The sequence below is a fragment of the Halopseudomonas oceani genome (assembly GCF_002903165.1).
GTDB lineage: Bacteria > Pseudomonadota > Gammaproteobacteria > Pseudomonadales > Pseudomonadaceae > Halopseudomonas > Halopseudomonas oceani.
The window spans coordinates 35,621-61,142 of record NZ_PPSK01000011.1 but is presented as its reverse complement, the minus strand read 5'-3'; the positions used below and the strand labels follow the sequence as shown (position 1 = coordinate 61,142).

At 61.6% G+C, this 25,522-nt stretch carries 26 protein-coding genes; 16 read left to right on the top strand and 10 right to left on the bottom strand.

From position 1 onward, the window contains the following. Positions 1–15 precede the first annotated feature (15 nt). Positions 16–558 (bottom strand): DUF3087 family protein, encoded by a 543-nt coding sequence (locus C1949_RS12260; RefSeq protein WP_104738764.1) that lies wholly within the window; start codon positions 556–558, stop codon positions 16–18. 204 nt (positions 559–762) lie between these two features. Here C1949_RS12260 and C1949_RS12255 point away from each other — a divergent pair, with 204 nt between their 5' ends. Both C1949_RS12255 and C1949_RS12250 read left to right on the top strand, forming a co-directional pair. Continuing rightward, entirely contained in the window at positions 763–1,596 is an 834-nt protein-coding gene (locus C1949_RS12255; RefSeq protein WP_104738763.1) for a hypothetical protein, read from the top strand. A 10-nt stretch (positions 1,597–1,606) separates the two neighbouring features. Next, entirely contained in the window at positions 1,607–2,302 is a 696-nt protein-coding gene (locus tag C1949_RS12250) for a phosphatase PAP2 family protein (RefSeq protein WP_104738762.1), read from the top strand. 73 nt (positions 2,303–2,375) lie between these two features. On the opposite strand, the gene C1949_RS12245 is transcribed toward C1949_RS12250, so the two are convergent. Continuing rightward, complete coding sequence (locus tag C1949_RS12245; RefSeq protein ID WP_104738761.1) at positions 2,376–2,924, bottom strand: cytochrome b; 549 nt, start codon at positions 2,922–2,924, stop codon at positions 2,376–2,378. A 202-nt stretch (positions 2,925–3,126) separates the two neighbouring features. On the opposite strand from C1949_RS12245, the gene C1949_RS12240 reads away from it, so the two are divergent. From C1949_RS12240 to C1949_RS12225, 4 genes are all read left to right on the top strand, one after another. Continuing rightward, the gene (locus tag C1949_RS12240) at positions 3,127–4,092 is read left to right on the top strand and encodes a diacylglycerol/lipid kinase family protein (protein ID WP_104738760.1); all 966 of its coding nucleotides are present in this window, start codon (positions 3,127–3,129) and stop codon (positions 4,090–4,092) included. Then, positions 4,089–4,892, top strand: a complete 804-nt coding sequence (locus C1949_RS12235; RefSeq protein ID WP_104738759.1) for a metallophosphoesterase family protein — start codon at positions 4,089–4,091, stop codon at positions 4,890–4,892. Before C1949_RS12240 ends, C1949_RS12235 begins: the two co-directional genes overlap by 4 nt. Before the next feature lie 62 nt (positions 4,893–4,954). Next, the gene (locus tag C1949_RS12230; protein WP_104738758.1) at positions 4,955–5,728 is read left to right on the top strand and encodes a sulfite exporter TauE/SafE family protein; all 774 of its coding nucleotides are present in this window, start codon (positions 4,955–4,957) and stop codon (positions 5,726–5,728) included. Positions 5,729–5,787: 59 nt separating this feature from the next. Next, complete coding sequence (locus tag C1949_RS12225; protein WP_104738757.1) at positions 5,788–6,408, top strand: glutathione S-transferase family protein; 621 nt, start codon at positions 5,788–5,790, stop codon at positions 6,406–6,408. Positions 6,409–6,410: 2 nt separating this feature from the next. Here the strand turns inward: C1949_RS12225 and C1949_RS12220 are convergent, their stop codons facing one another. Then, positions 6,411–7,637, bottom strand: a complete 1,227-nt coding sequence (locus C1949_RS12220; protein ID WP_104738756.1) for an MFS transporter — start codon at positions 7,635–7,637, stop codon at positions 6,411–6,413. A 202-nt stretch (positions 7,638–7,839) separates the two neighbouring features. On the opposite strand from C1949_RS12220, the gene C1949_RS12215 reads away from it, so the two are divergent. Next, on the top strand, positions 7,840–8,277 hold the full coding sequence (locus C1949_RS12215; protein WP_104738841.1) for a YqaA family protein: 438 nt from the start codon (positions 7,840–7,842) through the stop codon (positions 8,275–8,277). On the opposite strand, the gene C1949_RS12210 is transcribed toward C1949_RS12215, so the two are convergent. Beyond that, the gene (locus C1949_RS12210; protein WP_104738755.1) at positions 8,252–8,497 is read right to left on the bottom strand and encodes a VF530 family protein; all 246 of its coding nucleotides are present in this window, start codon (positions 8,495–8,497) and stop codon (positions 8,252–8,254) included. The two genes, C1949_RS12215 and C1949_RS12210, sit on opposite strands and share 26 nt — an antisense overlap. A 115-nt stretch (positions 8,498–8,612) precedes the next feature. On the opposite strand from C1949_RS12210, the gene C1949_RS12205 reads away from it, so the two are divergent. Together C1949_RS12205 and C1949_RS12200 are read left to right on the top strand one after the other, a co-directional pair. Further along, complete coding sequence (locus C1949_RS12205; protein WP_104738754.1) at positions 8,613–9,827, top strand: BaiN/RdsA family NAD(P)/FAD-dependent oxidoreductase; 1,215 nt, start codon at positions 8,613–8,615, stop codon at positions 9,825–9,827. A 134-nt stretch (positions 9,828–9,961) separates the two neighbouring features. Continuing rightward, a complete protein-coding gene (locus C1949_RS12200; RefSeq protein WP_104738753.1) occupies positions 9,962–11,686 on the top strand; it encodes an amidohydrolase in 1,725 nt (574 codons plus the stop codon). 5 nt (positions 11,687–11,691) lie between these two features. Here C1949_RS12200 and lnt read toward each other — a convergent pair whose 3' ends face one another. Beyond that, on the bottom strand, positions 11,692–13,314 hold the full coding sequence (gene lnt / locus C1949_RS12195) for an apolipoprotein N-acyltransferase (protein WP_104738752.1): 1,623 nt from the start codon (positions 13,312–13,314) through the stop codon (positions 11,692–11,694). Between the two features lie 151 nt (positions 13,315–13,465). Between lnt and C1949_RS12190 the strand changes: the two genes are divergently transcribed. Beyond that, positions 13,466–14,359, top strand: a complete 894-nt coding sequence (locus C1949_RS12190) for an acyltransferase (protein ID WP_104738751.1) — start codon at positions 13,466–13,468, stop codon at positions 14,357–14,359. On the opposite strand, the gene C1949_RS12185 is transcribed toward C1949_RS12190, so the two are convergent. The 3 genes from C1949_RS12185 to C1949_RS12175 all read right to left on the bottom strand — a co-directional run bounded on the left by C1949_RS12185 (position 14,350) and on the right by C1949_RS12175 (position 17,007). Then, positions 14,350–14,670: a TraR/DksA family transcriptional regulator gene (locus C1949_RS12185; protein WP_104738750.1), complete on the bottom strand. Its 321-nt coding sequence runs from the start codon at positions 14,668–14,670 to the stop codon at positions 14,350–14,352. The genes C1949_RS12190 and C1949_RS12185 overlap by 10 nt on opposite strands. Before the next feature lie 54 nt (positions 14,671–14,724). Then, positions 14,725–15,846, bottom strand: coding sequence for an alanine dehydrogenase (gene ald, locus C1949_RS12180; RefSeq protein WP_104738749.1), 1,122 nt, complete (start codon positions 15,844–15,846; stop codon positions 14,725–14,727). Between the two features lie 90 nt (positions 15,847–15,936). Continuing rightward, positions 15,937–17,007: a GGDEF domain-containing protein gene (locus C1949_RS12175; RefSeq protein WP_229744441.1), complete on the bottom strand. Its 1,071-nt coding sequence runs from the start codon at positions 17,005–17,007 to the stop codon at positions 15,937–15,939. 262 nt (positions 17,008–17,269) lie between these two features. On the opposite strand from C1949_RS12175, the gene C1949_RS12170 reads away from it, so the two are divergent. The 5 genes from C1949_RS12170 to C1949_RS12155 all read left to right on the top strand — a co-directional run bounded on the left by C1949_RS12170 (position 17,270) and on the right by C1949_RS12155 (position 22,907). Next, complete coding sequence (locus tag C1949_RS12170; protein WP_104738747.1) at positions 17,270–18,274, top strand: response regulator; 1,005 nt, start codon at positions 17,270–17,272, stop codon at positions 18,272–18,274. A 21-nt stretch (positions 18,275–18,295) separates the two neighbouring features. Continuing rightward, complete coding sequence (locus C1949_RS12165) at positions 18,296–19,255, top strand: sensor domain-containing diguanylate cyclase (RefSeq protein ID WP_104738746.1); 960 nt, start codon at positions 18,296–18,298, stop codon at positions 19,253–19,255. 162 nt (positions 19,256–19,417) lie between these two features. Next, a complete protein-coding gene (locus tag C1949_RS19435) occupies positions 19,418–19,582 on the top strand; it encodes a hypothetical protein (RefSeq protein ID WP_170063066.1) in 165 nt (54 codons plus the stop codon). Between the two features lie 51 nt (positions 19,583–19,633). Then, positions 19,634–21,010, top strand: a complete 1,377-nt coding sequence (gene dbpA, locus C1949_RS12160) for an ATP-dependent RNA helicase DbpA (RefSeq protein WP_104738745.1) — start codon at positions 19,634–19,636, stop codon at positions 21,008–21,010. A 28-nt stretch (positions 21,011–21,038) separates the two neighbouring features. Then, positions 21,039–22,907, top strand: a complete 1,869-nt coding sequence (locus C1949_RS12155) for an SLC13 family permease (RefSeq protein ID WP_104738744.1) — start codon at positions 21,039–21,041, stop codon at positions 22,905–22,907. Positions 22,908–22,919: 12 nt separating this feature from the next. Here C1949_RS12155 and C1949_RS12150 read toward each other — a convergent pair whose 3' ends face one another. Together C1949_RS12150 and C1949_RS12145 are read right to left on the bottom strand one after the other, a co-directional pair. Further along, entirely contained in the window at positions 22,920–23,087 is a 168-nt protein-coding gene (locus tag C1949_RS12150) for a rubredoxin (RefSeq protein WP_104738743.1), read from the bottom strand. Continuing rightward, complete coding sequence (locus C1949_RS12145) at positions 23,084–24,289, bottom strand: alkane 1-monooxygenase (protein WP_104738742.1); 1,206 nt, start codon at positions 24,287–24,289, stop codon at positions 23,084–23,086. Before C1949_RS12145 ends, C1949_RS12150 begins: the two co-directional genes overlap by 4 nt. A gap of 201 nt (positions 24,290–24,490) precedes the next feature. On the opposite strand from C1949_RS12145, the gene C1949_RS12140 reads away from it, so the two are divergent. Next, on the top strand, positions 24,491–25,519 hold the full coding sequence (locus tag C1949_RS12140; protein ID WP_104738741.1) for a helix-turn-helix domain-containing protein: 1,029 nt from the start codon (positions 24,491–24,493) through the stop codon (positions 25,517–25,519). The last annotated feature ends 3 nt before the right edge of the window (positions 25,520–25,522 follow it).

Sequence of the window (25,522 nt, the reverse complement as noted above, 5' to 3'; positions counted from 1 at the left end):
CGACGACCTCGGGCGCTAATTTTTTCCGCTGCCCGCCACATGCTCCAGCCATTCGCTTCGCAGCGCCAGCTGCTCCTCCGACACCCCACGCGCCGCCAGCGCCTCACGCAATTGCTCACGCTCGGCTACCAACTCCAGCATCTCGCTGGTGTTGCCATCAAGGTGGTGCATCTCCTGCAGACCAAGATGGTAAAAGCGCAGCAGCAGCATGGCAGACTCATCACCGGCCTTTACTCCATCCTTAACCTGATGCATCTGATTGGTAACCCGCATCAGCGACCGCTTCAGCCGCCAGCCATAGGCTGCTGCGTCCATCCAGCTCTGCTTGAGAAACACAGTCCGCACCAGGATCGCGGTGATCGCTGCAGCCAGCAGCACACCCACAAGGTTCAAGCCAAAGTTGCCGCCCTCACCCGCACCGCCGAACAGGCCAACCAGCAGGGCAGGGATAGCCATGCCAAACAAAGCGAAGGTCGCCACGACGATCATAGAGCTGCGCCGGGTCTGACGCCTGAACGTTTCGGGGTCACGATGTTCAATTCGGAAAAGTTCGCTCACGGACTACCACCCTGAATGTCGGCAAAGATGACAGTGTACGTGTTCCATCCGGTAGCGCGCAGCACACCACAGTGAGTCCAAGAAAGATTCTGTCGCAGATTGTTGCCCTGCGCTCAACGCGATACCATTTACCGTTCGCAGAACCCGCCGTTGCTACCAGCCTTGCGGATTCGCCCACCCCATTCCCGAGGAACCGCTACGCCGATGAATCGACGTATTCTTGTGTCCCTGCTTGCCCTCGGCCTTGCCATTTTGCAAGGCTGCGCCACCTACACCACCCCAGCCGCCGGGGTGAACATGGCAACGCTGGGTGATGACGACATTGTTGAACTGATGTCCCTTGAACCTGCAGCCCAATTTCCGGCCCGTCTGGCCGTGGTTCGCGTGCAGTCGGCAGGCTACCGCTCGCTGACCGCCGACAGTTACGGCACCGGCAGCTTCAGCGTGGTTACCACCCGGGACGTCGAAAGCGAAGACGACTTCAAGCGCATCGCGGCACTGGACGACATTGCAGCGGTTGCCCCCATTACCCGCCTGATCCTGCCGCAGGAACTGAACACCATCAGGGATCTGCGCCTCGGTGCTGCCCGCCTGAAAGCCGATCTGTTGCTGATCTACACGCTGGATACCCGCTTCAACGTCGAGAGCACGTCGCTGGGCCCGCTGTCTGCCGTGACCCTGGGCTTCCTGCCCAATAAGGAAGCCTTCGTCAGCGCCACCACCTCTGCATTACTGGTGGATGTACGTACCGGATTCATTTACGGCGCAGCCGAATCGAGTGCCCGGGAGTCACAGCGCACCAGTATGTGGAACTCCGAGGCTGCCATCGACAACGCGCGTCAGTTGGCCGAGCGCAATAGCTTCAAGCAGTTCGTAGGCGAGTTCGAGACCCTCTGGAAGGCCACGCTGGCCGAGCACGTCGCCGCCAGCGAACCGGAGCCCATCGCCCCGGCAGCGCCGGAACCAACGCCAGAGCCCGCCGTTAAGCCGCCACTGCCGCCCACGCTGGACCCTCAACCCGGCACCTACACCTTCTGAGCTACGCCCCATGCAGAATCTGCCCCTGTTACTGCTAAGTGCAGCAGTCGCCTCGGGGCTGCTGTATGCGGCACTAACACCCGGCAAAGGGCAGAGGCCAGCACCGCGTCGTCTCACCCTTCCGGCGTGCCTGCTGGTGCTCGCAGCAGGGCTTACGGCGCTGGTAGTGCCACGCCTCAGCCAGGCATTGGACCACACTCTGCTCAGCCAGATAGGTCAGCATACCCCCGCACTGTTGAGCGCTCTGCTGGGAGGCTTCACACATAGCGGGTCGGCGGTATTCCTGACGTTGCTGATTAGCCTCAGCATGACCTGGCTGCTGCTGCGGAGGGACATCTCAAACGCCCTGCTGCTGGCGCTATCCGGGCTTGGCGGCGCCCTGCTGGTGACAGTCAGCAAAGCGCTGATTGCCCGTCCCAGGCCAGCACTATGGAGTACCGTAGAACTGAGCAGCTACAGCTTCCCCAGCGGGCACACCCTCGGCACCGCAGCCTGCGCGGGCGCACTGGCTATTGTTGCGACGCGGCGCATGCCCCGGTGGCAGTCTGCCTGGTGGTCAACGGCGCTGATCTGGGTTGTCCTGATCGGCCTGTCCCGGATGACGCTTGGCGTGCACTGGCCCAGCGACGTGTTGGCAGGTGCGGTTACCGGTTTTGCCCTGCCTCTGCTGTTGAGCCAGTTGCCCGGCTGCCGACAAGCGGCATAACTCACGCACAGGCCGGCAGCAGATAGTGCAAGGCCCTGGACTGAACCGGAGTGCTCAGCCCAGGGCCCGTCCGTCAGTTGCCTGACCGGCCGGGCAGCATCCGCGTCAGGGTGTTGTCGCGCAGCAGATAGTGATGAGCGACACCTGCCGCAGCATGCAAGCCAATTAACCAGTACCCGGCGACCCCAAGCCACTCGTGAATCTCTTTCAACTGACCAGCCAACTGGCGATCAGGGGCAACCAGCGATGGCAATGTCAGCCAGCTGAATATCTGCGTCTTGTCGCCAGCACTAAGGATAAACCAGCCCAGCAACGGTAAACTGATCATCAGGCCATACAAAGCCAGATGCATGGCACTGGCGGCAGCACGCTGCCAGCTTGGCGGCTGCGGCGTGATGGCTGGGGCACGAAACAGCAGGCGCCCGATCAATCTCAACCAGACCAGCACAAACACCGCCATACCCAGCGCAAAGTGCCAGTGCTTAAGCAACTCGCGGGGGTCGCTGCCGCGGGGGAAACTGGTACGCAACTCGATGCAGGCATACACCGCCGCAATCAGCAGCAGCATGACCCAGTGCAGCGTCACATTAAGGGAGTGATAACGTTCGTTCGAGGCCTGCATGGCAATGTCTTCCTGAGCGTGGGTTGATAATGGAGAGAGCTTAAGCGCTGAGTCTTAATCCATCCTTAAGACAGTCCTTCCAACGCGCCATCGGGTAACTGCAAATTGAACCTTCCGCAGTTCCCCCCTGACTAAACCCCAAACCAGTCAGGATCTGCGCGCCGGGCCGGCAAGCTCGAGGCACGCAGCAGCGAGGTACCGCATGACCCAGAGCGCCCGACAGCCACTGCCCGCCGAAACACCTCTATTCATCGTGCTGAATGCGAGCTCAGGCAGGCATGAAGGTGGAGAGGTCCGCCAAACTATCGAGCGCGTCCTCGGCGACGCTGGTCGTCGATTCACCATCTTTGAAGCCATCAACGGCAGCGAGCTGCCTGATCAGGCACGTGCAGCGTTGGCCCAGGCCCGCCAGCAGCATGGAGCCGTTATCGCGGCAGGCGGCGACGGCACGCTCAACGCAGTCAGCAATCTGGTCCTCGGTAGCGGAGTTCCTTTCGGCATCCTGCCGCAAGGCACCTTCAACTATTTCGGCCGCAGTTACGGTATTCCGCAGGATACCGAGCACGCCTGTCGCTGCCTGCTCGACGCGGTGATCGAGCCAGTTCAGGTCGGCCTGCTCAACGGCAAGGTGTTTCTGGTCAACGCCAGCCTTGGTCTGTATCCGACGCTGCTCGAGGACCGCGAAGCCTGGAAGCAACGCTACGGCCGCAGCCGTCTGGTCGCCTTATGGTCAGCGCTGGCTACCTTGTTTCGCGCCCACCGGCAGTTCAGGGTACAACTGGAAACCAGCGGCCAGTTGCGTCACCTGCGCACCCAGACCATCGTGGTCGGCAATAATGCCCTGCAGCTTGAACACCTGGGTATCGCTGAGCGCGACGCCCTGCAAAGCAAGCAACTGGTCGCCATGACGGCCAGACCGATGGGCACGCTTGCGCTGTATGGTCTGGTACTGCGTGGCCTGCTCAGCCGACTCGGCGACGCCGAACAGGTCAGCAGCTTTGCCTTCCAGCGCATGCGCGTGCGCCTGGGCAAGAGCGGCCGCAAGGTCAAGGTGGCGATGGACGGCGAAATAAGCTGGATGTACTCACCGCTGCTGTTTCAGGTTGCAGATCAATGCCTGCCACTCTTGGTGCCGCGTGACGAGAGTCTGCGGGAGCACGACGCATGACCCGCCTGCTGCATCTTTCCGACCCGCACTTTGGCACCGAGCAACCGGAGGTAATGACTGCACTGCTCGCCTTCGCGGCAGAGCAGCGCCCCGACCTGGCTGTCCTCACTGGCGACATTACCCAGCGCGCCCGGGCAGACCAATTCCGTCGGGCCCGTGCGTTTGTTGATCAGCTACCGGCACCGGTGCTGTCGGTCCCGGGCAATCACGACCTGCCGCTATTCAACCTGTTCAGCCGTCTGTTCAACCCCTACGGCAACTACCGCAGCCATATCAGCAACGACCTGGAGCCCCTTTACGAAACCAGTCGTCTACTAATCATCGGGGTTAACTCCACCCGCCCCCAGCGACACAAGAACGGTGAACTGGGTGAGCGTCAGATCGAGCGCGTCAGTCGTCTCCTGCACAGCGCACGCAGCCAGCAACTGCGCATTGTCATCCAGCACCATCCGGTTGCCGCGATTGAAGCGTCGGACCAGGCCAATTTGCTAAAGGGTCACGAGCAAGTCGTTCCGCGCTGGATCGATGCAGGCATGGACCTGCTGCTGGCCGGGCACATCCATCTGCCCTACGTACGACCATTGAGCGGCAGCGGCAGCCGCCAGGGCTGGACCGCCCAAGCCGGGACCGCACTGTCATCACGCGTACGCGGGGAGGTACCAAATTCGATCAACCTGATCGAACACAGCACCGACGGCCCCTTTCACAGCTGTTCAGTAGAACGCTGGGACTACGCCGAAACCAGCCGCAGTTTCCGTCTCTATAGCCATACCGATCTGGCACTGGACCGCAGCGTCTGAAGCACTGACGCGCACCGACCGCTCCAGTACACTGTCGCCCCCACGTTGCCCGGAGGCGAACCATGACCGACCTGACCCTGACGCAGTATCTGCTGATCGGCCTGATCTTCGTCTGGAGTGGCTTTGTCCGGTCCGGACTGGGCTTCGGTGGCGCGGTGCTTTCCTTGCCCTTTCTGCTGCTGGTACACGACGACCCGCTGGTGTTCCTGCCGCTAATTGCCGCCCACCTGCTGCTGTTCTCATCGCTCACAGTCTTTCTCAACAACCGTGCGGCATCGCGTCCGGCTGATGGCGGGACGGTCGACTGGCGCTATCTCGGCCATATGCTGGCGGTGATGATAGTGCCCAAACTTATCGGCGTCTTCGGTCTGCTGACCCTGCCGGCCAACGTCATGAGCATGATCATTTTCGTCATCGTCTCGGGCTACGCCGTCTCCTACATTCTCAACCGGCCGTTTCGCAGCAACAGCCGGCTGGTTGACACCCTGTTTCTCATGCTGGGCGGCTACATCAGCGGCACATCGCTGATCGGCGCCCCCCTGATCATTGCCGTCGCCGCACAGCATATTGCCAAGGAAAAGCTGCGCGACACGCTGTTCGTCCTCTGGTTCGTACTGGTTGCCATCAAGATGGCGGCCTTCGTCTGGGCCGGGGTGGACCTGCAACTGATTCATCATCTCTGGCTGCTACCCTGCGTTACCGTCGGCCATTTGATTGGTCTGCGCTTCCACAACCGCATGCTGGCAGGTGACAGCAGCCGCTTCTTTCGTGTGCTCGGAATCACCCTGCTGAGCGTCAGCAGTATCGGCTTGCTCAAGGTGCTGCTGGACTGGTGACCCGGTAAACAACGACTATGCTTGCTTAACACTGAATGAGCGGTAATGGAGAATCACCCATGCATGGACTCACCCTGTACAGCAATCCGCAATCGCGCGGCCGGATGGTGCACTGGATGCTGGAGGAGCTGCAGGTTTCCTACGAAACCATCTGGATTCGCTACGGCGACGACATGAAAAGCGACGCCTATCGCGTGATCAACCCGATGGGCAAGGTGCCGGCACTGATGCACGGCGACCTGCTGATTACCGAGTGCCCGGCCATCTGCGCCTATCTTGCCGACCGCTTTCCGCGCCATCGACTGGCACCGCCGGTCGACGACCCGCGCCGTGCCGCCTACCTGCGCTGGTTCTTTTTTGCCGCGGGCCCGCTGGAGCAAGCCATTACCGCCCGCAAACTGGGTTGGAAAGTGCCTCCGGAGCGCGCGCGCATGGTTGGCTTCGGCAGCTTCGACGAAACCCTGGATACCCTGCAACAGGCGATGCTCGGTGGCCCCTGGCTGTGTGGCGACAACTTCACCGCTGCCGACCTGTACCTGTCGTCCCAGCTGGGCTGGGCGATGCAGGAAGGCATCGTGCCCGAACGCCCCGGCTTTGCCGACTATGTTGCCGCCGCCTTCGCACGCCCGGCGGCAGAGCGTGCCAACGCGTTCAACGACGCGAACATCGCCGAGGCCTGAGTTCAGCGCCCGGGACGCAGGTCCTCCGGGTGCTGCCGCTGGTGCCGCCAGGCAAGCAGAAACAGCAGCATGCCCAGCGCCGCCGTGGCGGCACCGACATAACCGGTGACCGTCCAGCCCAGACCAGCGCTGATCGCCAGTCCGCCCAGCCAGGGACCAAGCGCATTGGCTACATTAAACGCCGCATGATGAGAGGCTGCAGCCAGGGTCTGGGCATCGGCGGCCACATCCATCAAGCGGGTCTGCAGGGGCGGCGACAGGGCGACCATGGTGCCGACCAGAAAGGCCGCCAGCAGCGCGCTCCACAAGGTCTGCACGGCGAACGGAAAGAACAGCAGCACCAGCACACTCCAGATCAGCACCACACCTACAGCGCCAAACTGAAGGCGCTCGAACAGCCAACCGCCCAGCAGGTTGCCGGCCAGAGTGCCAGCACCGAACGTCGCCACCGCCACCGGCACCACCAGCGGCGACACCTGCGTGACCTCCAGCAGGGTTACCGCAAGATAACTGAACACGCAGAACATGCCGGCAAAGCCGATTGCCCCAATACCCAACGCGTACCAGACCTGAATACGCCGAAACGCCTGCAGCTCCGCCAACGGGTTGCTGCGACGTTCACTGCGATCCAGCGGCAGAAACCAGGCGATCAGGCCAATGGTCACAAGCGCAATGACAGAGACCGCAACAAAAGCGTAGCGCCAGTCCACAGACTGGCCGACCAGCGTCGCCAGCGGGTTGCCAATCAGAATGGCAATGGTCAGTCCGAGCATCACCTGGCTGACGGCAGCGGCGCGTCGATGAGGAGGTACCATGGACGCGGCGACGAGAGCAGCCACACCGAAGTAGGCACCATGGGGTAAGCCGGTTACAAAGCGCGCCAACATCAGCGAATGGTAGCCGGGTGCCAAAGCAGTCGCTGCATTACCAAGGGCAAAGAACCCCATCAACAGCAAAAGCAGGTGACGCCGATACAGGCGAGCGCCAAACACCGCCAGAACCGGCGCGCCAACCACCACACCCAGCGCATAGGCACTGATGACGTGCCCCACCTGCGGCTCACTTACGCCAAGGTCTGCGGCCATGGTCGGCATCAGACCCATGATTACAAACTCACCGGTACCAATACCAAATCCGCCAACAGCCAACGCCAGCAGAATCAGCCAGGACAGGCGCCGGCCGGTGGAGTACGCAGCGAGTTTGGTGAGATCAGCGGACAGTTCCGGCATGGACACTCCAGCACAGCGAGAAAAAGAGCGGGGCATTATTCACGCTTTGGACTGCGGGGTGAACCGGTATTTCGACTTTTCTGGAAATTAAGAATGATTTGTTCTTTAGTAACATCCCCGAGGCGATATCCGCTGCCTGTCGCGCTATCATCCCCGCTCATGCAATTACCTGCGATGGGGCCGTAATCGGGTGATAAGCGCCTTGCTGGCTGGATATATCGGTTTGTTCTTCGCTGCACTGGGTGCCGCTACCCTGCTGCCATTGCAGTCCGAGGTGGTGCTGGTCGGCATGCTGCTGACGGAGCGCTACGACCTGACTCTGACGCTGCTGGTGGCGACCGCCGGCAATCTGCTGGGCGCCATGATCAACTGGTGGCTGGGCCGCTATATCGAACACTTCCAGCAACAGCGCTGGTTCCCGCTGACGCCCGAACGCCTGCACCGCACCCAGCAGGCCTATCACCGCTGGGGTTTCTGGTCACTGCTGCTGAGCTGGACACCGTTCATCGGCGATCCGCTAACCATCGTCGCCGGCGTCATGCGCGAACCGCTCTGGCGCTTCACCCTGATCGTGCTGATAGCCAAGGGCGGACGTTACCTGGTGTTGGCAGCAGTCACCCTCGGCTGGCTGGCAAACTAGCAATATACAGCGCTTCCACCTTCTCCCTCGCCCAGGGTGTGCGACGCAGAAACTTCAGGCTGGAGTTGAGACTGGGCTCGTGCACAAAGCAGTTGATCGGCACCCGCCGCCCCAACTCGTCCCAGCCATAGCGATCAACCAGCCACTGCAGCAGCACCTTGAGGGTGATACCGTGCAGCGGATCAGCATTACTGTGGTCCGGCGGAGCGGTGGAAGACATGCGACAAGCCTCGATAACGGGATAAACCACCATTCTACGCCAGCCCCGCGCTGACACCCCAAAAATGCTAGAATTCGCCGTTTCCAGCCACCCTGCCACTCGCGGATAGTTCAACGTGCCCCAGCCCGCCTCCGACTTTGACGTGATCGTACTCGGCGCCGGCGCCTCGGGCCTGATGTGCGCTGCCACCGCAGGCCAGCGCGGACGCCGAGTACTAGTGATCGAGCGCGCCAACCGTATCGGCAAGAAAATCCTGATGTCTGGTGGCGGGCGCTGCAACTTCACCAACTACAGCGTCGAGGCAGACAACTTCATCTCCGCCAACCCGCACTTCTGCAAGTCGGCTCTCAAGCGCTACAACCAGTGGGACTTCATCTCCATGGTCGGCCGCTACGCCATCGACTATGAAGAGCGCAAACACCAGCAGTTGTTCTGCCGTGACTCGGCCAAGCCGATTCTCGACATGCTGGAAAACGAATGCCTGCAGGCCGGCGTGGAAATTCGTACCCACTGTGAGTTGAGCACCGTTACCCGGACCGATAATGGTGGCTTCGTCCTCAGCGTCGAACAGCAGGGCCGCCCCGGCACACTGCGCTGCCAGTCGCTGGTGGTGGCCACCGGTGGTCTGTCGATCCCGACACTCGGCGGCAGCGGCATTGGCTATCAGCTGGCCGAGCAGTTCGGCCTCAAACTGGTCCCGCGCCACGCCGGGCTGGTGCCCTTCACCTTCAGCGACCAGCTCAAGCCGATCTGCGAGCGGCTGGCCGGCCTGGCGCTGGATGTCGAGGTCAGCTGCAACGGCCAGCACTTCAGTGAGGCCATGCTGTTTACCCATCGGGGCCTGAGCGGCCCGGCCATGCTGCAGATATCCAACTACTGGCAGGCGGGCGACGCCCTCAGCGTCGACCTGCTGCCCGGCCTCGATGCCACCGCATGGCTGTTGGAGGAAAAACAGCAACAACCGCGCAGCCGACTGAAAACCCGCCTGGCCATCCATCTGGCCAAGTCGCTTGTAGCCGAATTGCAGGCGCTCTGGTGGCCGGCCGACGACGATACGGCGCTGGCCGAAATGCCGGATCGACAGCTGCGCGAGATCGGGGCGAAGCTCAACAGCTGGCAGCTCAAGCCCTCCGGCACAGAAGGCTATCGCACCGCCGAGGTTACCCTGGGAGGCGTCAGCACCGACGACGTCAGCTCCAAGACGATGGAAGCCAAGCAGTGTCCCGGCCTGTTCTTCATCGGCGAAGTGCTGGACGTCAGCGGCCATCTCGGCGGCTTCAACTTCCAGTGGGCTTGGTCATCGGGCTACACCGCAGGCCAGTTCGCCTGAATCGGGCAGTACCTACCGAGCAACAGCAAAGACGGTTGGTTTCCGTGTCGTTGCTGCAGTGCCGTCTACACTCCAGCTGAGGAATCCCGGCTTCGCCCCATTCCGGCGGCTGGCCAAACGGAGCAAGATGCGCCATGACTGTACGCAGCACACTACTGGCCCTGGTGCTTTTCGCCAGCAGCCCGGCAACCGCTGCCACCGGGCAAATAGCCGACAGCATTTACCTGGGTGGCCCAATCCTGACCATGGATGACCGACAACCGCGCGCCGAAGCGGTTGCCATTGCCGCGGGCAGAATCATCGGTATCGGCTCGCGTGCCGAGATCGAACGCACCCACCGTGCGGCGCATACCACGATGCGTGACCTGCAGGGGCATGCGTTGCTGCCTGCGTTCTTCGATGCGCACAGCCACTTCAGCATGGTTGGCTTGCAGGCCATCTCCGCCAACCTCCTGCCTCCGCCCGACGGTCCGGGCAGCTCGATTGCCGACTTGCAAACGGCACTGCGTGAGCACCTCGCTGCCCACCCCGAGGCACGCGAGATGAACCTGTTAATTGGCTTCAATTACGACGACTCGCAATTGGCAGAGAAGCGCCACCCAACCCGACAAGAGCTGGATGCGGTTGCCACCGACGTTCCGATTGTCGCCATTCACCAGTCCGGACACCTGGGGGTGTACAACAGTCTTGCCCTGAAACAGGCCGGCATCGACTCAACCACACCGAATCCCGAAGGTGGCGTCATCATCCGGGAAGCGGACGGCGTCACGCCCAATGGTGTGATGGAAGAGAACGCGCATATTGCCACTCTGATCAAGCTGATACCCCGCTTCACTGCTGCGCAGCATGCAGACATGCTCAACCGCGCCCAACAGATTTATCTGGCCAACGGTTTCACCACCGTGCAAGAAGGTCGCGCCTCCGCCGATACCGTGGTCGGCATGCAACAGGCCGCCGAAGCCAACCTGCTCAAGCTGGACCTGGTGATCTACCCAGATCTGGAGCAGACCCTCGACGACCCCGTTTTAAACGGCCCCCTGATGTCGGTAGACTATCGGAATCACCTGCGTCTGGGCGGAGTAAAGCTGACCTTTGACGGCTCTCCGCAGGGCAAGACCGCCTGGTTCACCGAGCCCTATGTCCAGCCCCCTGAACATGAACAGGCCGGTTACCGCGGCCGCCCGATCTTTGCCGACGACGCCGTACCTCTGGCGATGATGCGCAAAGCTTACGCCAACGGCTGGCAGTTGCTGATCCACACCAACGGCGACGCCGCCATTGATCAGATGATCCGACTGGTTCGCATGGCTCAACCCGGCAACCCGCTGTCATCCGGCCCCCGTACGGTGATGATCCACGGCCAGTATCTGCGAGCAGACCAGATACCGCAGCTCAAGGCGCTGGGTATCTTTCCCTCGCTGTATCCGATGCATACCTTTTACTGGGGCGACTGGCACCGCACCTCGGTTGCCGGACCGGAACGCGCCGCGTTCATCTCCCCCACCCGCTCGGTACAGGATGCCGGCATGACCTTCAGCATCCACTCCGATGCGCCGGTCATTTTCCCCGACTCAATGCGCCTGCTGCACAGCGCGGTCAACCGGGTTACCCGCAGCGGCTACGTCTTGGGACCGGATCAACGGCTGGACGTCGAAACCGCCCTCAAGGCGATGACCCTGTGGCCCGCTTGGCAGCACTTTGAAGGAGACAGCAAAGGCTCAATCAGCAGCGGCAAGCTGGCGGACCTGATCATCCTGGACCGCGACCCCACTGTGGTGGTGAAGGAGGATCTGCTGACGCTCAGGGTGCTGGAAACCATCAAAGAAGGGCAAACCCTCTACCGCAGCGAGGAGCGCTAGCACCGTCACGGGGTAAGCCCCACCTGCCGACGGGGCGTCAGCAACGCCAGCAGTATCAGTGCCGCCAGCATTACCAGCCAAAGCTGGCCTAGCAGACCGGCATGACGGCCATAAAAACTGGGCTGCGCACTGACCGAGTAGGGCAGATCAACCAGCAACTCGGCTCGCGAAAAGGCTGGTGTGCCTGCCAGCGGACGCCCACTCGGCGCCGCCGCAACCGACGGGCCGTTGTTGATCAGATGAAGCATCGGTACCCGATTCTCCACCGCACGCATGATCGAGATGGCCCGGTGCTGAAAGGGCTGCGAGGTCTCACCAAACCAGTTGTCCTGGGAGACAAACAGCAGCACCTTGCCATTGACGTTTTCCCCGACCGCGTCGGCAATAAACGCAGGAAAGGCGGTCTCATAGCAGATTTTCGGCACCACCTGCATCCCGTCGATGGCAAAGCTGGTGTGCATATCCCCTGCCCCGACCGGCCGAAGGTAGTCACCCAGCACGGCGTGTGCAAGGGCACTGATGCCGGGCAGTTGCCAGAACGCCGGCAGATACTCACCAAAGGGTACGCGCTGCATCTTGCGGTATTGTCCTGCCAGCTCGCCATCGCGGCGCAGCCAGCCTACCGTGTTGTAACTGATCGGCTCGGCATGGCGATTGCGGGTTTCCACATCATGGAACAGCAGATCGGTGCCCATCGCGAGAACCTGATCGGTGTAGGCCTGACGGACACTCTGATGATCGAAGTAGCCCTTGTAACGAGCCTCAGGCCAGGCAACCCAACGCGCACCGGCTGCCGCCAGGCGGCTGGTGGCCTCCATCTCTTCGGGATACTGCCTGGAGTAGCCTTCAGGCGGAGCGGGAATACGGCGGGTAGGCGCATCGTTGGGCTGCACCAGACCAACCCGCATATGCTGCCAGTCGGCGACCTGCGCATCCCAATGCGCCAGCGCCAGCCAGCCATAGCCGAACCAACCCAGCACCAGCACTGCACCAGCCCCGGCCAATGCTGACGCCACGCGCCCGCGCAGCCCCACCAACAACTGAAAAAGCAACCCGTTGACCAGCAGGATCAGCAGATCCATCCCCTTGGCGCCAACCATATCAGCGCCCTGAATCGCGATCAGGAAGGCCACTTGCGTCTCGCTGAAACGAATATCGAAGAGCCCGGGGAACAAGGCACAGACACCCACGATAGACAGCGGAAAACTGAGTAATATCAGTTGGGGAAGACGCCGGGCCAGCCAGCGATAAACCAGGCAACCGAGCCCGATAGCGGCACCACAATAGAGCCAGAACAACGCTGCCAGCAGAACGCTGACAGGTAGCGACAACCCCTTGAGGTACACCGCGAAGTGGACCATCCAATAGGCTGTGCCCAGATAGAACACGCTCCCCGCCAGCCACCCCAGCAGCGCCGCTCTGGCCAACGACACGCCCTGTAGCGCGAAGAGCAGCGGCAACCAGCCAAACCAGGCCGTCCAGTAAAGGCTGCCATCGACCCATGGCAGGCACAGCAGCGCACCGGACAGCAACGCCAGCAGCAATTGCTGCCCCCGCCGACGCACTATCGGCAAACCCGCCGCACGACGATAGAGGAAACAGATATCAAGCTTGCCGGCAGAACCCATGCCCACTCCAAAGGCTGCAACGCGAACCCGTCAGGTCCCGACGATAGAAGCGCCCCACCCGGCTGCACATCACCCTTACGGGTGAACACAGACTGGCCGCGGGGGCAAAAAACTCGCTATGCTAGCCTCTGTTTTGCGCGAAGGAATCGCTATGCCGCACTGGGTGACAGGCATCCTGACCTGCCTGCTGATACTGCTTAATACGCTGATAGGGATCGGCCCGATGCTGTTAATCGGCATTGTCAAGTTGCTGCCATGGCCGCCGCTACAGCGGCTCTGCTCCGCCGCCGTCATGTGGATCGCGGAAACCTGGGCAGAGGGCAACAAGGCAATCTTCGCACTGCTGACGCCCACCCACTGGGATATCCGCTGTGATGCCAACCTCAGCCAGCAACACTCCTATCTGGTCATCAGCAACCATCAGTCCTGGGTCGATATCCCGGCACTGGTCAAGGCGTTCAACCGCAAGACGCCCTACTTCAAGTTTTTCCTCAAACGCGAGCTGATCTGGGTGCCGTTTCTCGGACTCGCCTTCTGGGCGCTCGACTACCCCTTTATGAAACGCTACAGCAAGGCGCACCTGGCAAAACACCCCGAAGATCAAGGCAAGGATCTGGAGATCACCCAGCGCGCCTGCGAGAAGTTCCAGGGGCTGCCGGTTACAGTGGTCAACTATCTGGAAGGCACGCGTTTTACCCCGGCCAAGCACGCACAGCAGCAGTCCCCCTACCGCAACCTGCTGAAACCTAAATCCGGCGGCATTGCCTTTGTTCTTGCCGCACTTGGCAAACAGATGCGGACCGTTCTGGACGTCACCATAGTGTATCCCGGCGCACGCCCTCCCGGCTTCTGGGCCCTGGTCAGCGGTCAGGTCGCACACGTGATCGTCGACATCCACGAATGCGAGCTGCCCGAGGCGCTATTGCAGGGCGACTATACTGGCGACCCGCACTACCGGGAACGCTTCCAGCGCTGGGTCTCTGATCTCTGGCTGCGCAAGGATGCGCGTATCGACCAGTTGCGCGACGAGGCCAATCAGGCCTGATCTGCGCAGCCCGCGCACCAGGGCGTCGCCGGTAAGGCACGCAGGCGCGCCGGAGCTATCTCGCCACCGCAGCGCTGGCAACGCCCATAATGCCCTTCGCGCAGCCGTTGCAGCGCCGCCTCCACGTCACGCAGTCCAGCTTCTGCTTCCAGCCTGAGCGCCCGCATCACATCGTCGTTTTCACGCTCCTGCGCCTGCTCTGCAGAGTCCGCTGAATGGCTGCTGCGCAGATCACGTTCCAGCGCATCCAGACGCTGTGCATACTCGTCGTACAGGGTCCGTAAATTCACTGCGGCGGTCTGGTTGTCCACGATAGTTTGCCCCCATCAGATTACTTGCGTTGAAATCTACGCACCTGCGACCATTCATGCCATCGCTGATAGCGCTTCGTCGAGTGACTGCACCGGCAAGTCCAGTGACGCCCCGACTTCACGGTTGCACAGCGCGCCCCGGCTGACATTCAGTCCGTTGGCCAAATGCGGATCAGCCCGCAAGGCCGCGGCCACTCCTTGGTTCGCCAGCGCCAGCACAAAAGGCAAGGTGGCGTTGTTCAGCGCCTGGGTCGCGGTACGGGCGACGGCCCCCGGCATGTTGGCAACACAGTAGTGCACCACCCCATCGACAATATAGGTTGGATCGTCGTGGGTCGTTGCATGTGAGGTCTCGGCGCACCCTCCCTGATCGATGGCAACATCCACCAGCACGCTACCCGACGGCATTCGGCTGACCATCTCGGCACTGATCAGGCGGGGTGCGGAGGCCCCCGGCACCAGCACGGCTCCCACCACCAGGTCCGCCTGCAACAGTACGTCCTCTACGGCACTGTTAGTCGCATACAGGGTTTGAATCCGATTACCATACTGAGCGTCAAGCCGACGTAGCACGTCGGCACTCTTGTCGAGCACCTGAACTTGCGCCCCCAGTCCGACGGCCATCGCCAGCGCATTGCTGCCGACCACACCACCGCCAAGGATGACCACCCGTCCTTGCGGCACTCCAGGCACCCCACCCAGCAGAACGCCGCGTCCGCCATGGGCCTTTTCCAGGCAGCTGGCACCAGCCTGAATCGCCATCCGCCCAGCGACCTCCGACATCGGCGCCAGCAACGGCAAGCGCCCAGCCGCATCCGTTACGGTTTCATAGGCAATGCAGGTGGCCCCGGATGCAAGCAAATCATGGGTTTGCGCGGGGTCCGGAGCCAGATGCAGATAGGTAAACAGGGTCTGCCCCGGTCGCAGGCGCAGACGTTCCTCGGCCTGCGGCTCCTTAACCTTGATAACAAGGTCACTGTCGCTGAATACCTGGTCACAAGCGACCAACTCAGCACCGGCCTGTCGATAGAGTTCATCGTGGTAACCGATCGCCTCACCGGCCCCTGCCTCGACCAGCAGCGCATGCCCGTGCCCGACCAGCTCCTGCACCGAGGCAGGTGTCAGCCCTACCCGATACTCATGGTTTTTTATCTCGCGGGGAACGCCGATTCGCATGACGTGCTACCTCCTCTAATCCGCTCAGTGACTTACTGATCAGTGTAGAAGAGCCGCCATGATTGACAAATAATTTGAACGAATCGTTCTTTATTCAGAACGCTCTTCCGGCGCTGTACCGGCCGCACTCAGCGCGTAGCGCTGCCCCGCCGCGACCACCTGGTTTCGGCCGCTGCCCTTGGCCTCGTACATTCGCCGGTCGGCGGTCTTGAGCAGTTCGCTCAGGCTGTCGCCGTCTTCCCCAAGAGAAGCCACACCGGCACTGAACGTCACCCTCAGGGTGTCATGGCCGGCGGCAACCGGGGTATCAGCCAGTCGCTGGCGCAACCCGTCCGATAGATCCGCCGCCTGCTCAAGCGAGGCTCCTGGCAACAGCAGGGCAAATTCCTCGCCACCGAGCCGGCAGGCCAGATCCGAGTCCCGCAGCCGATCCTGAAACAGCGCTGCCGCGCGCTGCAGCACGCTGTCGCCCACCTCGTGGCCATAGCGGTCATTGACCTGCTTGAAGTTATCCAGGTCCAGCACGACCAGCGACAGCGGCAGGTCATTGCGCTCTGCCTGATTGCGCATGCTCTTGAAGGTTTCCGCCAAGCGCATGCGATTGGCCAGTCCGGTCAAACTGTCAGTGCCGGCCAGCTCAATCAGGCGACGCTCGTTGTCATCCCGGCTGCTCTCATAAATATGCGAGAACATCATCACCGCCAGGCTGCTGAAGCCGATATTGGCCATAACAACCAAATTGAGCAGGCTGGCCTCGGTCACATACCGCACATTGAACGCCACGACACCGAGACTGATGAAGATCAACGACATCCAGAAACCACCGCGCTTGCCGAGCAGCAGATAGGAGATGATCGGGATGGTCTGAATCCAGGTGAATACCGTGAACGAGCTTTGCGGCAGAACCAGAGCGATCTCCATGATGCAGAAAAACGGCACCAGAAAAGCGGTGGTCCAGGCTCCAAGATGGGGAGTCGTGTTGACGAACCGCAGCAGACAGGCGGCAAAGCCGGCGTAGATCAGCTCTAGCACCGCCAACAGATAAACGTCGCGCTGTATGTTAATGATGGCAAAAACAACGCCGGCGATGGTGGTAATCCACAGCAAAGCCCTCAGCACCGTCCGCCGGTGCTGTACATTCCGTTCAAGCCTGTCAGCCACGGTATCCCTCCATCGGCAAGCCGGGCAGAACGGCGAGCGTGTCGCGTTGATTCATCCGTTTATCCGCCGTTAAATCAGCCATGAGTCGCAAAATACCCGAATTTCCCCGGAAAAACGCTTGGCATATCCCCCGAATCCCTTCTCAACTGTTCAATAAGTTGTCATGCTTGGCCGATAGGTTGCTTGATGGCCATCTGCTGTTATCGGCCATCTCGCCCTCAACTGAACTCCTGCCGGACAGATTAGCAACAAGGATAATGCCGTGAGTGCCATCCCCTTGCTTGTATGCGACGACTCGAACATGGCTCGGAAGCAGCTAATCCGAGCCCTGCCGGCAAACTGGCCCTTCCGAATCAGCCAGGCTTGCAACGGAGTCGAAGGCCTGGAGTCTATTCGCCAGGGCAATGGTCAGGTGGTGCTGCTCGACCTGACCATGCCGGAACTGGACGGCTTTGGCGTGCTGGCAGCGCTGCGCGAAGAAGGCCTTACGCCAGAGGTCATTGTCGTTTCCGGCGACGTTCAGGATGAAGCCGTGCGTCGCGCCAAGGCGCTCGGTGCCCGCGCCTTCATCAAGAAACCGGCAGACCCGATGCAACTGGCCGAAGCGCTCAACGCCCTCGGTGTCGACGTGCCAATGGAGCCGCTGCACGCAGCCGAAGAAGATGTTTACCGTTCCCTGCCAAACGTCTCGTTCCGCGATGCGTTCCGGGAAGTGTCCAACGTTGCCATGGGGCGCGCGGCCGAACTGCTTGGTCGGGTACTTGGCGTCTTTATCCAACTGCCGATTCCCAACGTCAATATTCTTGAGGTGGGGGAGCTGCACATGGCACTGGCCGATGCCCAGCGCGACGCACGCCTGTCTGCTATCTGTCAGGGTTACATTGGCGGAGGTATCGCCGGCGAAGCCCTGCTGATCTTCCACGACTCGGAAATCGACGACGTTGCCAAGCTGCTGAATACCCAACGCGACGAAGGCGCTCAACTGGAGATGCTGCTTGACCTGGCGAGCATTATCATTGGCGCCTGCCTAAACGGCCTGTCCGAACAACTGAACATTACTCTCTCGCAAGGCCATCCGCTGGTGCTCGGTCAGCACTGCCCGATCGAAGACCTGATTCGCATCAACCAGCGCCGCTGGAAGCGTACACTGGCAGTGGAGATCAGCTACGGTCTGGAAAATCTCGATATTCATTTCGACCTGCTACTGCTGTTTACCGAGGATTCGGTACCCAAGCTACGGGAGCGGCTCGACTACATGATCGATTGATCAAGGGCGCAGGCACAGCACATGCCGGACACTATCGATATCAATGAACTTCACTGGCTTCTCGACATCGTGCAGAGCATCGATGTCGGTGTCGTGGTCCTGGATCGCGACTACAACGTCGAAGTCTGGAACAGCTTCATGGAAAACCACTCCGGGATCAGCGCAGAGCGGGCGTCAAGGACGTCTCTGTTTGAACTGTTTCCGGAGATCGATCAAAGCTGGTTCACCCACAAGGTTGAAACGGCCGTCATGCTCGGCACCCGCGCGTTTACGATCTGGGAGCAGCGCCCCAACCTGGTGCATTTCAAGAGCTACCAGCCAATTACCGGGCTAGCCGACGAGATGTACCAGAACGTCACCATCCTGCCCTTGCGCAGTTCCACCGGCAAAACCGATCACGTCTGCCTGATCATCTACGATGTGACCGGTGTAGCGGTCAACAAGCGGCAACTCGAGTCTGCCAACACCAAGCTGCAAGAGCTGGCGTTGCGCGACGGTCTTACCGGCCTGCTCAACCGCCGCTACTGGGAATCATGCCTGGAACGGGAATTCGCCCGCCACCAGCGCTACGACAACCCGGTGAGCCTGGTCATCTTTGATATCGACCATTTCAAACGGGTCAACGATACCTACGGTCATCAGACTGGGGACGAGGTGATCCGTACCGTCGCGGAAATCACCTCTCAGCTGGTACGCGAAACCGACTTTGCCGGGCGCTACGGCGGAGAGGAGTTTGTGGTGCTACTCCCAGGCACTCCCTTGGACGGAGCCGCCCAGTTTGCCGAACGGCTGCGTCACGCCGTGGAACAAAAGGTCCTCGACTACCAAGGCTCGCCGCTGACCTTTACCGTCAGTCTCGGCGTTGCCGCCATCGGCGATGACATGCCCGGTTATCAGGCTCTGCTGGAGCGCGCTGATAAAGCCCTCTATGTCTCCAAGGAGCAAGGCCGAAACCGGGTAACCCTGGATGGCGGCCAGTAAAATCGGCCGCTAGCGATCACCGGTTCCAATAGTGTCAAAATGACGCTATGCTCTCAGCCTCTTTTGAAAGTCGTCAAAAACAAGCCAAAATCGGCGTGGCGCCGTGATTGTGGCTGATTTTTGACACTCCCGTGACACTATGTCGAGATAAGGTTTACGACCATGGAAGCTCGCAAGCGTGGCTGGCGCTGGGCCTACAGCAAAACCCGCAGCTACCACACCAGCAAACTGCAGGCAGCCTACCGGGCTACCCGCTTCTGGCTAACCGGCGACACCGGCCACTTCGCCAGTCATGGTGGCTTTCGTAAGACCCGCATCCGTCGCTGAGCACAGCGCTTCTCTGCTACACTGCAGCGCCCGGTCCTAAGGGCGCCTGCCGTGACTTCCGATCAGTTCAATACCCTGCCACTGCCGCAAAGCATGCTGGCAACGCTTACCCAGCTTGGCTATCAACGCATGACGCCGATTCAGGCACAGGCACTGCCACCGATTCTGGCCGGTCAGGACCTGATCGCCCAGTCGCCCACCGGCAGCGGCAAAACTGCTGCGTTCGGCATCGGCTTGCTGACACCGCTGAACCCGCGCTTTTTCGGGTGTCAGGCACTGGTACTCAGCCCGACCCGTGAACTGGCGGGCCAGATCACCGATGAGCTGCGCAAGCTAGCCCGCGGGATGGGCAATATCAAGATCGTGACTCTCAGCGGTGGTGTCCCCTTCGGCCCGCAGGCTGCCTCACTCGAACAGGGTGCTCACGTCATCGTCGGTACGCCCGGACGCGTACAGGACCACCTCAAGCGCGGCACGCTGAACCTCGAAAAGCTGAACTGCCTGGTGCTCGATGAAGCCGACCGCATGCTCGACATGGGCTTTGTCGACGCCATCCGCGAGATCATCCAGCAGACCCCGAGCCGCCGCCAGACCCTGCTGTTTTCGGCCACTTATCCTGAAAGTCTGGAACAGCTAACTGGCGAATTTCAGCGTAATCCGGCGCAGGTGCGGATTGAACAGTCCGGGCCGGAAAACCCGATTGAGCAACGCTTCTACGAGATCCTGCCAGAGCAACGCTTTGCCGCCGTACTGCGCCTGCTCGCAGCCAACCGTCCGCAACCCTGCATTGCCTTCTGCCATACCCGCCAGCAGTGCCAGGAGCTGGCCGACTATCTGAACAAGGAAGGTATCAGCGCGCAGGCGCTGCACGGTGACATGGAACAGCGCGAGCGCGACCAGGTACTGGCGCTGTTCGCCAACCAGAGCTGCAGCGTGCTGACTGCCACCGACGTCGCCGCCCGCGGTATCGACATCGCCGGCGTCGCGGCAGTCATCAACGTCGAGCTGGCTGCCGACCCGGCGGCCCACGTCCACCGCATAGGCCGCAGCGGCCGCGCTGGCCAGCCCGGCCTGGCGCTGAGTCTGGTCGCCCCGCGCGAACTCAAGCGCCTGCGCCCGATCGAAGAAGCCTACGGCGAGCTGAACTGGCAGGATATCGAACGCCTGCCGGAGCGCCCGGACCGGCCGCTGATTGCCCCCATGCGCACACTGGCAGTCGCCGGCGGCCGCAAGGACAAGCTGCGCCCCGGCGACCTGCTCGGCGCCCTGACCGGCGAGGCGGGCCTAAGCGGTGACGCAATCGGCAAGATCAGTATCAGCGACTACCAGGCCCTCGTCGCCATCCGCCGTGATCAGGCCAAACTGGCGCTGCAGCCCCTGGAAGAGGGCAAGATCAAGGGTCGCCGCTTCAAGGTACGACTGATCTGAATAACCAACCCGGGAGGCCTGCCCACGCATGGACGCCAGCCAGCAACTGATTCTGCTGATTCTTGCCTGTACCGTCGGGCTGTTCCTCTGGGGCCGCTGGCGTCATGACGTGGTCGCGCTGGCGGCGCTGATGGCCTGCGTGGTGTGTGGCCTGACCCCGACCGCGGAGGCCTTCGCCGGCTTCGGTCACCCGGCGGTCATCACCGTGGCCGCGGTACTGATCCTCAGCAAGGGGCTGCAGACCACCGGTGCGGTCGAAGCGCTGGCACAGCGAGCGCTACCCCAGCGCGGCGGCATCCTGCTTGGTCTCGGCGTACTGACCCTGCTGGGCGCAACGCTCTCCGCCTTCATGAACAACGTCGGGGCCATGGCGCTGCTGATGCCGATTGCACTGCAACTCGCCAGTCGCAACGATATCCCGCCCGGCAAGGTGCTGATGCCGCTGGCCTTCGGCACCATTCTTGGCGGCATGACCACACTGATCGGCACGCCGCCCAACCTGATCGTGTCCGGCTTCCGCGCGCAGACCGAACTGGGCGCCTACGGCATGTTTGACTTCACCCCGGTCGGTCTCGGCATCGCCGCCGGCGGCGTTTTGCTGGCGGTTATTGCCGGCCGCTGGCTGGTGCCCCACCGCCCCCAGTCGGACGCCAGCAACTTCGATACCGGCACCTACCTGACAGAAGTACACATTGATGCCGACAGCAAGGCCGACGGCAAACGACTGCGCGAAGTCGAGCAGATGCTGGAAGACAGCGATGCACAGATCGTCGGCATGGTACGCAACGACTTTCGCGTCGTCGCACCGCTGCCCAGCCGCAGGCTACATGCAGGCGATATTTTGGTCATCGAGGCAGAACCGGACGCGTTGGGGACCTCACTGACCCGTCTGGGGCTAAAACTGGAAGAAGCGGTCGAGCCGGACAGGGACAGCAAGGACGACGCAGACGCGTCCGAAGCAGACGCCAGCACAGATACCGCTGCGGCAGCCAACCCGGAAAAAGAAAAAGAGCAGGAAAAGCCGGCGGCCCGTCACAGCGACGATATAGCCCTGCAGGAACTGGTTGTCCAGCCCGGCGCTGCCATTCTCGGCCGCAGTGCATCGGACATTGCCCTGCGCACCCGTTTCGGTATCAACCTCCTGGCCATCTCGCGCCAGGGCCACCGCTCCATTCGCCGGCTGCGCTGGACTGAAATTGAGGCCGGCGACGTGCTGCTAATGCAGGGCGACGCTGAAGCCATCGCCGGCTTTGCTACTGAATACGGGTGCGTGCCACTGGCCGCCCGCTCGATCCTGATACCGGACCGTCGCCGGGCGATCACCGCAGTCGCGATCATGATTGGCGCCGTGGCCCTCGCTGCCTTCGGCGTGCTGCCCGCGGCGGTATCATTTACCGCCGGGGTACTGGGCTACATGCTGACTCGCGTCATTCCGCTGCGGCGCATCTACGAGGCGATCGACTGGCCCATCATCGTACTGCTTGGTGCGCTGATGCCGCTGGCCGCAGCCATGGCCGACACCGGCGCCGCCGACGTATTGGCACGTACGCTGCTGGAGCATGTGGCCCAGGGCAACCCGGTGATCGCCCTGACCCTGATGCTGGTGGTCACCATGACGCTGTCCGACTTCATGAACAACGCCGCGACCGCCGCCGTGATGTGCCCGATTGCACTGAGCATCGCCAGTCAGCTGGGCGTCAATCCGGACAGTTTTCTGATGGCCGTCGCCATCGGCGCCTCCTGCGCCTTCCTGACGCCGATTGGCCATCAAAACAACACACTGATCCTGGGCCCGGGCGGATTCCGCTTTGGCGATTACTGGCGGCTGGGCCTGCCAATGGAACTGCTGGTGGTCGCCATCGGCATTCCCATGTTGCTGTGGGTATGGCCGCTGTGAGCGGCCACGGCGTCAGTCTTCAACGGGCTTGAAGTCTTCCTTGTAACGCACCGCACAATCCGGACAGGTAAAACTGTCCGGCAACGCCTCCCAGCGGGTGCCGGCCGGGTAGCCTTGATGGGGATCACCAGCCGCCTCGTCATACTCGTAACCACATTCCGGGCACTGATAGCGACTCATGCGGCCACCTCCGCACCCTCCGGCGCTGCGCCATTGTCCAGTCCGTAACGACGTATCAGCATCTCGCGCTTGGCCGGCAGAAAGTTGATCCGCGACGGGTCATGCCCAACCGCATCCAGCAGGCGCTTGTCCATCACCTTGAACCACAGCGGCGGGAAGTAGGTAAGCAGATACATGCCGAAGTACCCGCTTGGCAGCCGCGGCAGGTCCGGGAAGTCGCGCAGCGACTGATAGCGTCGGGTCGGATGAGCATGGTGATCGGAGTGACGCTGCAGGTGAAACAGTGCCCAGTTGGAGAACAGGTGATTGCTGTTCCAGGAATGGTGCGGCTGGCAGCGCTCGTAACGCCCACTTGGCTCCTTGCGCCGCAGCAGGCCGTAATGCTCGATGTAATTGGCCAGGGTTAATTGGAACGCCCCCCAGAAAGCAATCAGCATCATCACCGGCAGGATCTCGATGCCCAGCCAGGCAATCAGGCCGCCATACAGCACCGCACTGATCAGCGCCGGTTGCAGCACCTCGTTTTCAAGACTCCAGACTGACTTGCCGCAGCGCTCCAGCCGCTGTGCCTCCAGATCCCAGGCACGAAAAAAGGCACCGGGCATTTCTCTGAACACGAACCGGTAAATGCTCTCCCCCATCCGGGAGGAGGCAGGATCTTCCGGCGTCGCCACGTCACGGTGATGGCCACGGTTGTGCTCGACGAAGAAGTGTCCGTAAAAGCCCAGGGCAAGGGTAATCTTGGCCAGCCAGCGTTCCAGCTCGATCTTCTTGTGGCCCATTTCATGGCCCAAGTTAAGCCCGAAGCCCAGACTGCCGCCGGTCGAAATAATCACCGCCAGGGTGCCGTACCAGGGCAGATCGTGATAACCGAGGAAAATGATATTGACCAAAAAGCTGATCCAGAGAATCGGCACCAGCGCATAGGTCACGTAACGGTAATAGGGGTCAGCTTCCAGCGCAGGCACCGCCTCTTCCGGCGGATTGCTCAGATCCTCGCCAAGCACGCCGTCCAGCGCCGGAATGACGACATAAGCAAAGATGGTCGAAATCCACAGCCAGATGACCTGCGGCGAGACCAGCACATAAAGTAGCGGCCCAACCAGCGCCAGCATGGGGACACCCAGAGAGAACAGCCAGAGCCGGCGCTTGCGGTCGACATAGCCAGCCAGGCCACTCGGAGCTGCAGCGGTAGAAGTCATGCCTTCACCCTCTTCTTGTTGTGTTTTCAGGGATACAGCACACGCACTGCCTGCAGCTCGTACGCCCGCAAGCAATAAGTGCCTGATCGCATCATGCGCTTGCAGCCGCAGAGCTCCACCCGTTGCAAGCGGCAATAAACCGTCATATTGTGACAGGCAGTGGACGCGTCCCCTCAACCAACAATAACAGCAAGGCCGACCATGCCCCCCGACCAGTCCTGGCTGAGTCCAGCTGCACACCCTGTCTATACGCGCCTGGTACACGCAGAGCTCCGACGCCTCGGTTTCACCGCTGATGCCATCCGCGCCGCCAGCGACGTCGACTGGGATGCGTTGCAACAGGATAACCAGTTCCTCAGCCTGGAAACGCTCAGCAAGCTACTCGACAGCGCCATCGCTCTGACCGGCCACCCCGGTCTCGGCTTTGCCGTTGGCATGCACACCGATGTCTCGGCGCACGGACCCGGTGGATACGCCGCAGTCACCGCCCCGACTATCGGTGCCGCGGTCGAGGTCATTGAGCAGTACTCCACCCTGCGCCAGCACCTTGGCCATTTTGTTATCGAGCAGCATGAGCCACCCGTTCTGCGGCTGGACGAAGAGCAAATGCCGCTGCGGCTACGCGAATACGTGCTCGGCCATTTCACCAATGCCATGTTGCGCCTGCTGGAGACCGTCAGCGGCCAGCCGCTGCAGCAGGAGGTCACCCTCGAGTGGCCGCTGCCGCGGCCGGACTGGACAGATCAGGTCGCCGGTTATGTCGGAAGATGGATATTCGGAAGCGATGCACTGCGCTTGCACTTGCCAGCAGGATTGTTTGAACAGGCATGCCTGGGCGCCGATCCGGACGTACACCGCCAGGCTCTGCGCGATTGCGAGCACCAGCTGCAGCACCAGCGCCGTGGTGGCGACCTGAGTGAGCGGATCAAGAAACGTCTGTTGAGCTGTGAGTACCGCTACCCCACCTTGGCACAAATGGCGGAGCTGGAGCACATGACCCCGCGCACACTGATTCGCCACCTGGGCAACGAAGGCGTGCGCTTTCAGCAATTACTGGACGAGGTTCGCAGCGATCAGGCGTGCTGGCTGCTTGAGCATACGGAGTTGAGCGTGGAGTTGATTGCCGAGCGACTCGGCTATCAGGACACCAGCAATTTCAGCCGCACCTTCCGGCGTTGGCTGGGCTGCCCGCCGCGCGCCTACCGGCAACGCAGCCAGGCAACCAGCTAGCAG

Bases quoted from the DNA above. Each gene is read 5' to 3' on its own strand.
- C1949_RS12255 (WP_104738763.1), top strand. From the start codon at position 763: ATGAATCGACGTATTCTTGTGTCCCTGCTTGCCCTCGGCCTTGCCATT.
- C1949_RS12250 (WP_104738762.1), top strand. From the start codon at position 1,607: ATGCAGAATCTGCCCCTGTTACTGCTAAGTGCAGCAGTCGCCTCGGGG.
- C1949_RS12245 (WP_104738761.1), bottom strand. From the start codon at position 2,924: ATGCAGGCCTCGAACGAACGTTATCACTCCCTTAATGTGACGCTGCAC.
- C1949_RS12240 (WP_104738760.1), top strand. From the start codon at position 3,127: ATGACCCAGAGCGCCCGACAGCCACTGCCCGCCGAAACACCTCTATTC.
- C1949_RS12235 (WP_104738759.1), top strand. From the start codon at position 4,089: ATGACCCGCCTGCTGCATCTTTCCGACCCGCACTTTGGCACCGAGCAA.
- C1949_RS12230 (WP_104738758.1), top strand. From the start codon at position 4,955: ATGACCGACCTGACCCTGACGCAGTATCTGCTGATCGGCCTGATCTTC.
- C1949_RS12225 (WP_104738757.1), top strand. From the start codon at position 5,788: ATGCATGGACTCACCCTGTACAGCAATCCGCAATCGCGCGGCCGGATG.
- C1949_RS12220 (WP_104738756.1), bottom strand. From the start codon at position 7,637: ATGCCGGAACTGTCCGCTGATCTCACCAAACTCGCTGCGTACTCCACC.
- C1949_RS12210 (WP_104738755.1), bottom strand. From the start codon at position 8,497: ATGTCTTCCACCGCTCCGCCGGACCACAGTAATGCTGATCCGCTGCAC.
- C1949_RS12200 (WP_104738753.1), top strand. From the start codon at position 9,962: ATGACTGTACGCAGCACACTACTGGCCCTGGTGCTTTTCGCCAGCAGC.
- lnt (WP_104738752.1), bottom strand. From the start codon at position 13,314: ATGGGTTCTGCCGGCAAGCTTGATATCTGTTTCCTCTATCGTCGTGCG.
- C1949_RS12190 (WP_104738751.1), top strand. From the start codon at position 13,466: ATGCCGCACTGGGTGACAGGCATCCTGACCTGCCTGCTGATACTGCTT.
- ald (WP_104738749.1), bottom strand. From the start codon at position 15,846: ATGCGAATCGGCGTTCCCCGCGAGATAAAAAACCATGAGTATCGGGTA.
- C1949_RS12165 (WP_104738746.1), top strand. From the start codon at position 18,296: ATGCCGGACACTATCGATATCAATGAACTTCACTGGCTTCTCGACATC.
- C1949_RS19435 (WP_170063066.1), top strand. From the start codon at position 19,418: ATGGAAGCTCGCAAGCGTGGCTGGCGCTGGGCCTACAGCAAAACCCGC.
- C1949_RS12155 (WP_104738744.1), top strand. From the start codon at position 21,039: ATGGACGCCAGCCAGCAACTGATTCTGCTGATTCTTGCCTGTACCGTC.
- C1949_RS12150 (WP_104738743.1), bottom strand. From the start codon at position 23,087: ATGAGTCGCTATCAGTGCCCGGAATGTGGTTACGAGTATGACGAGGCG.
- C1949_RS12145 (WP_104738742.1), bottom strand. From the start codon at position 24,289: ATGACTTCTACCGCTGCAGCTCCGAGTGGCCTGGCTGGCTATGTCGAC.
- C1949_RS12140 (WP_104738741.1), top strand. From the start codon at position 24,491: ATGCCCCCCGACCAGTCCTGGCTGAGTCCAGCTGCACACCCTGTCTAT.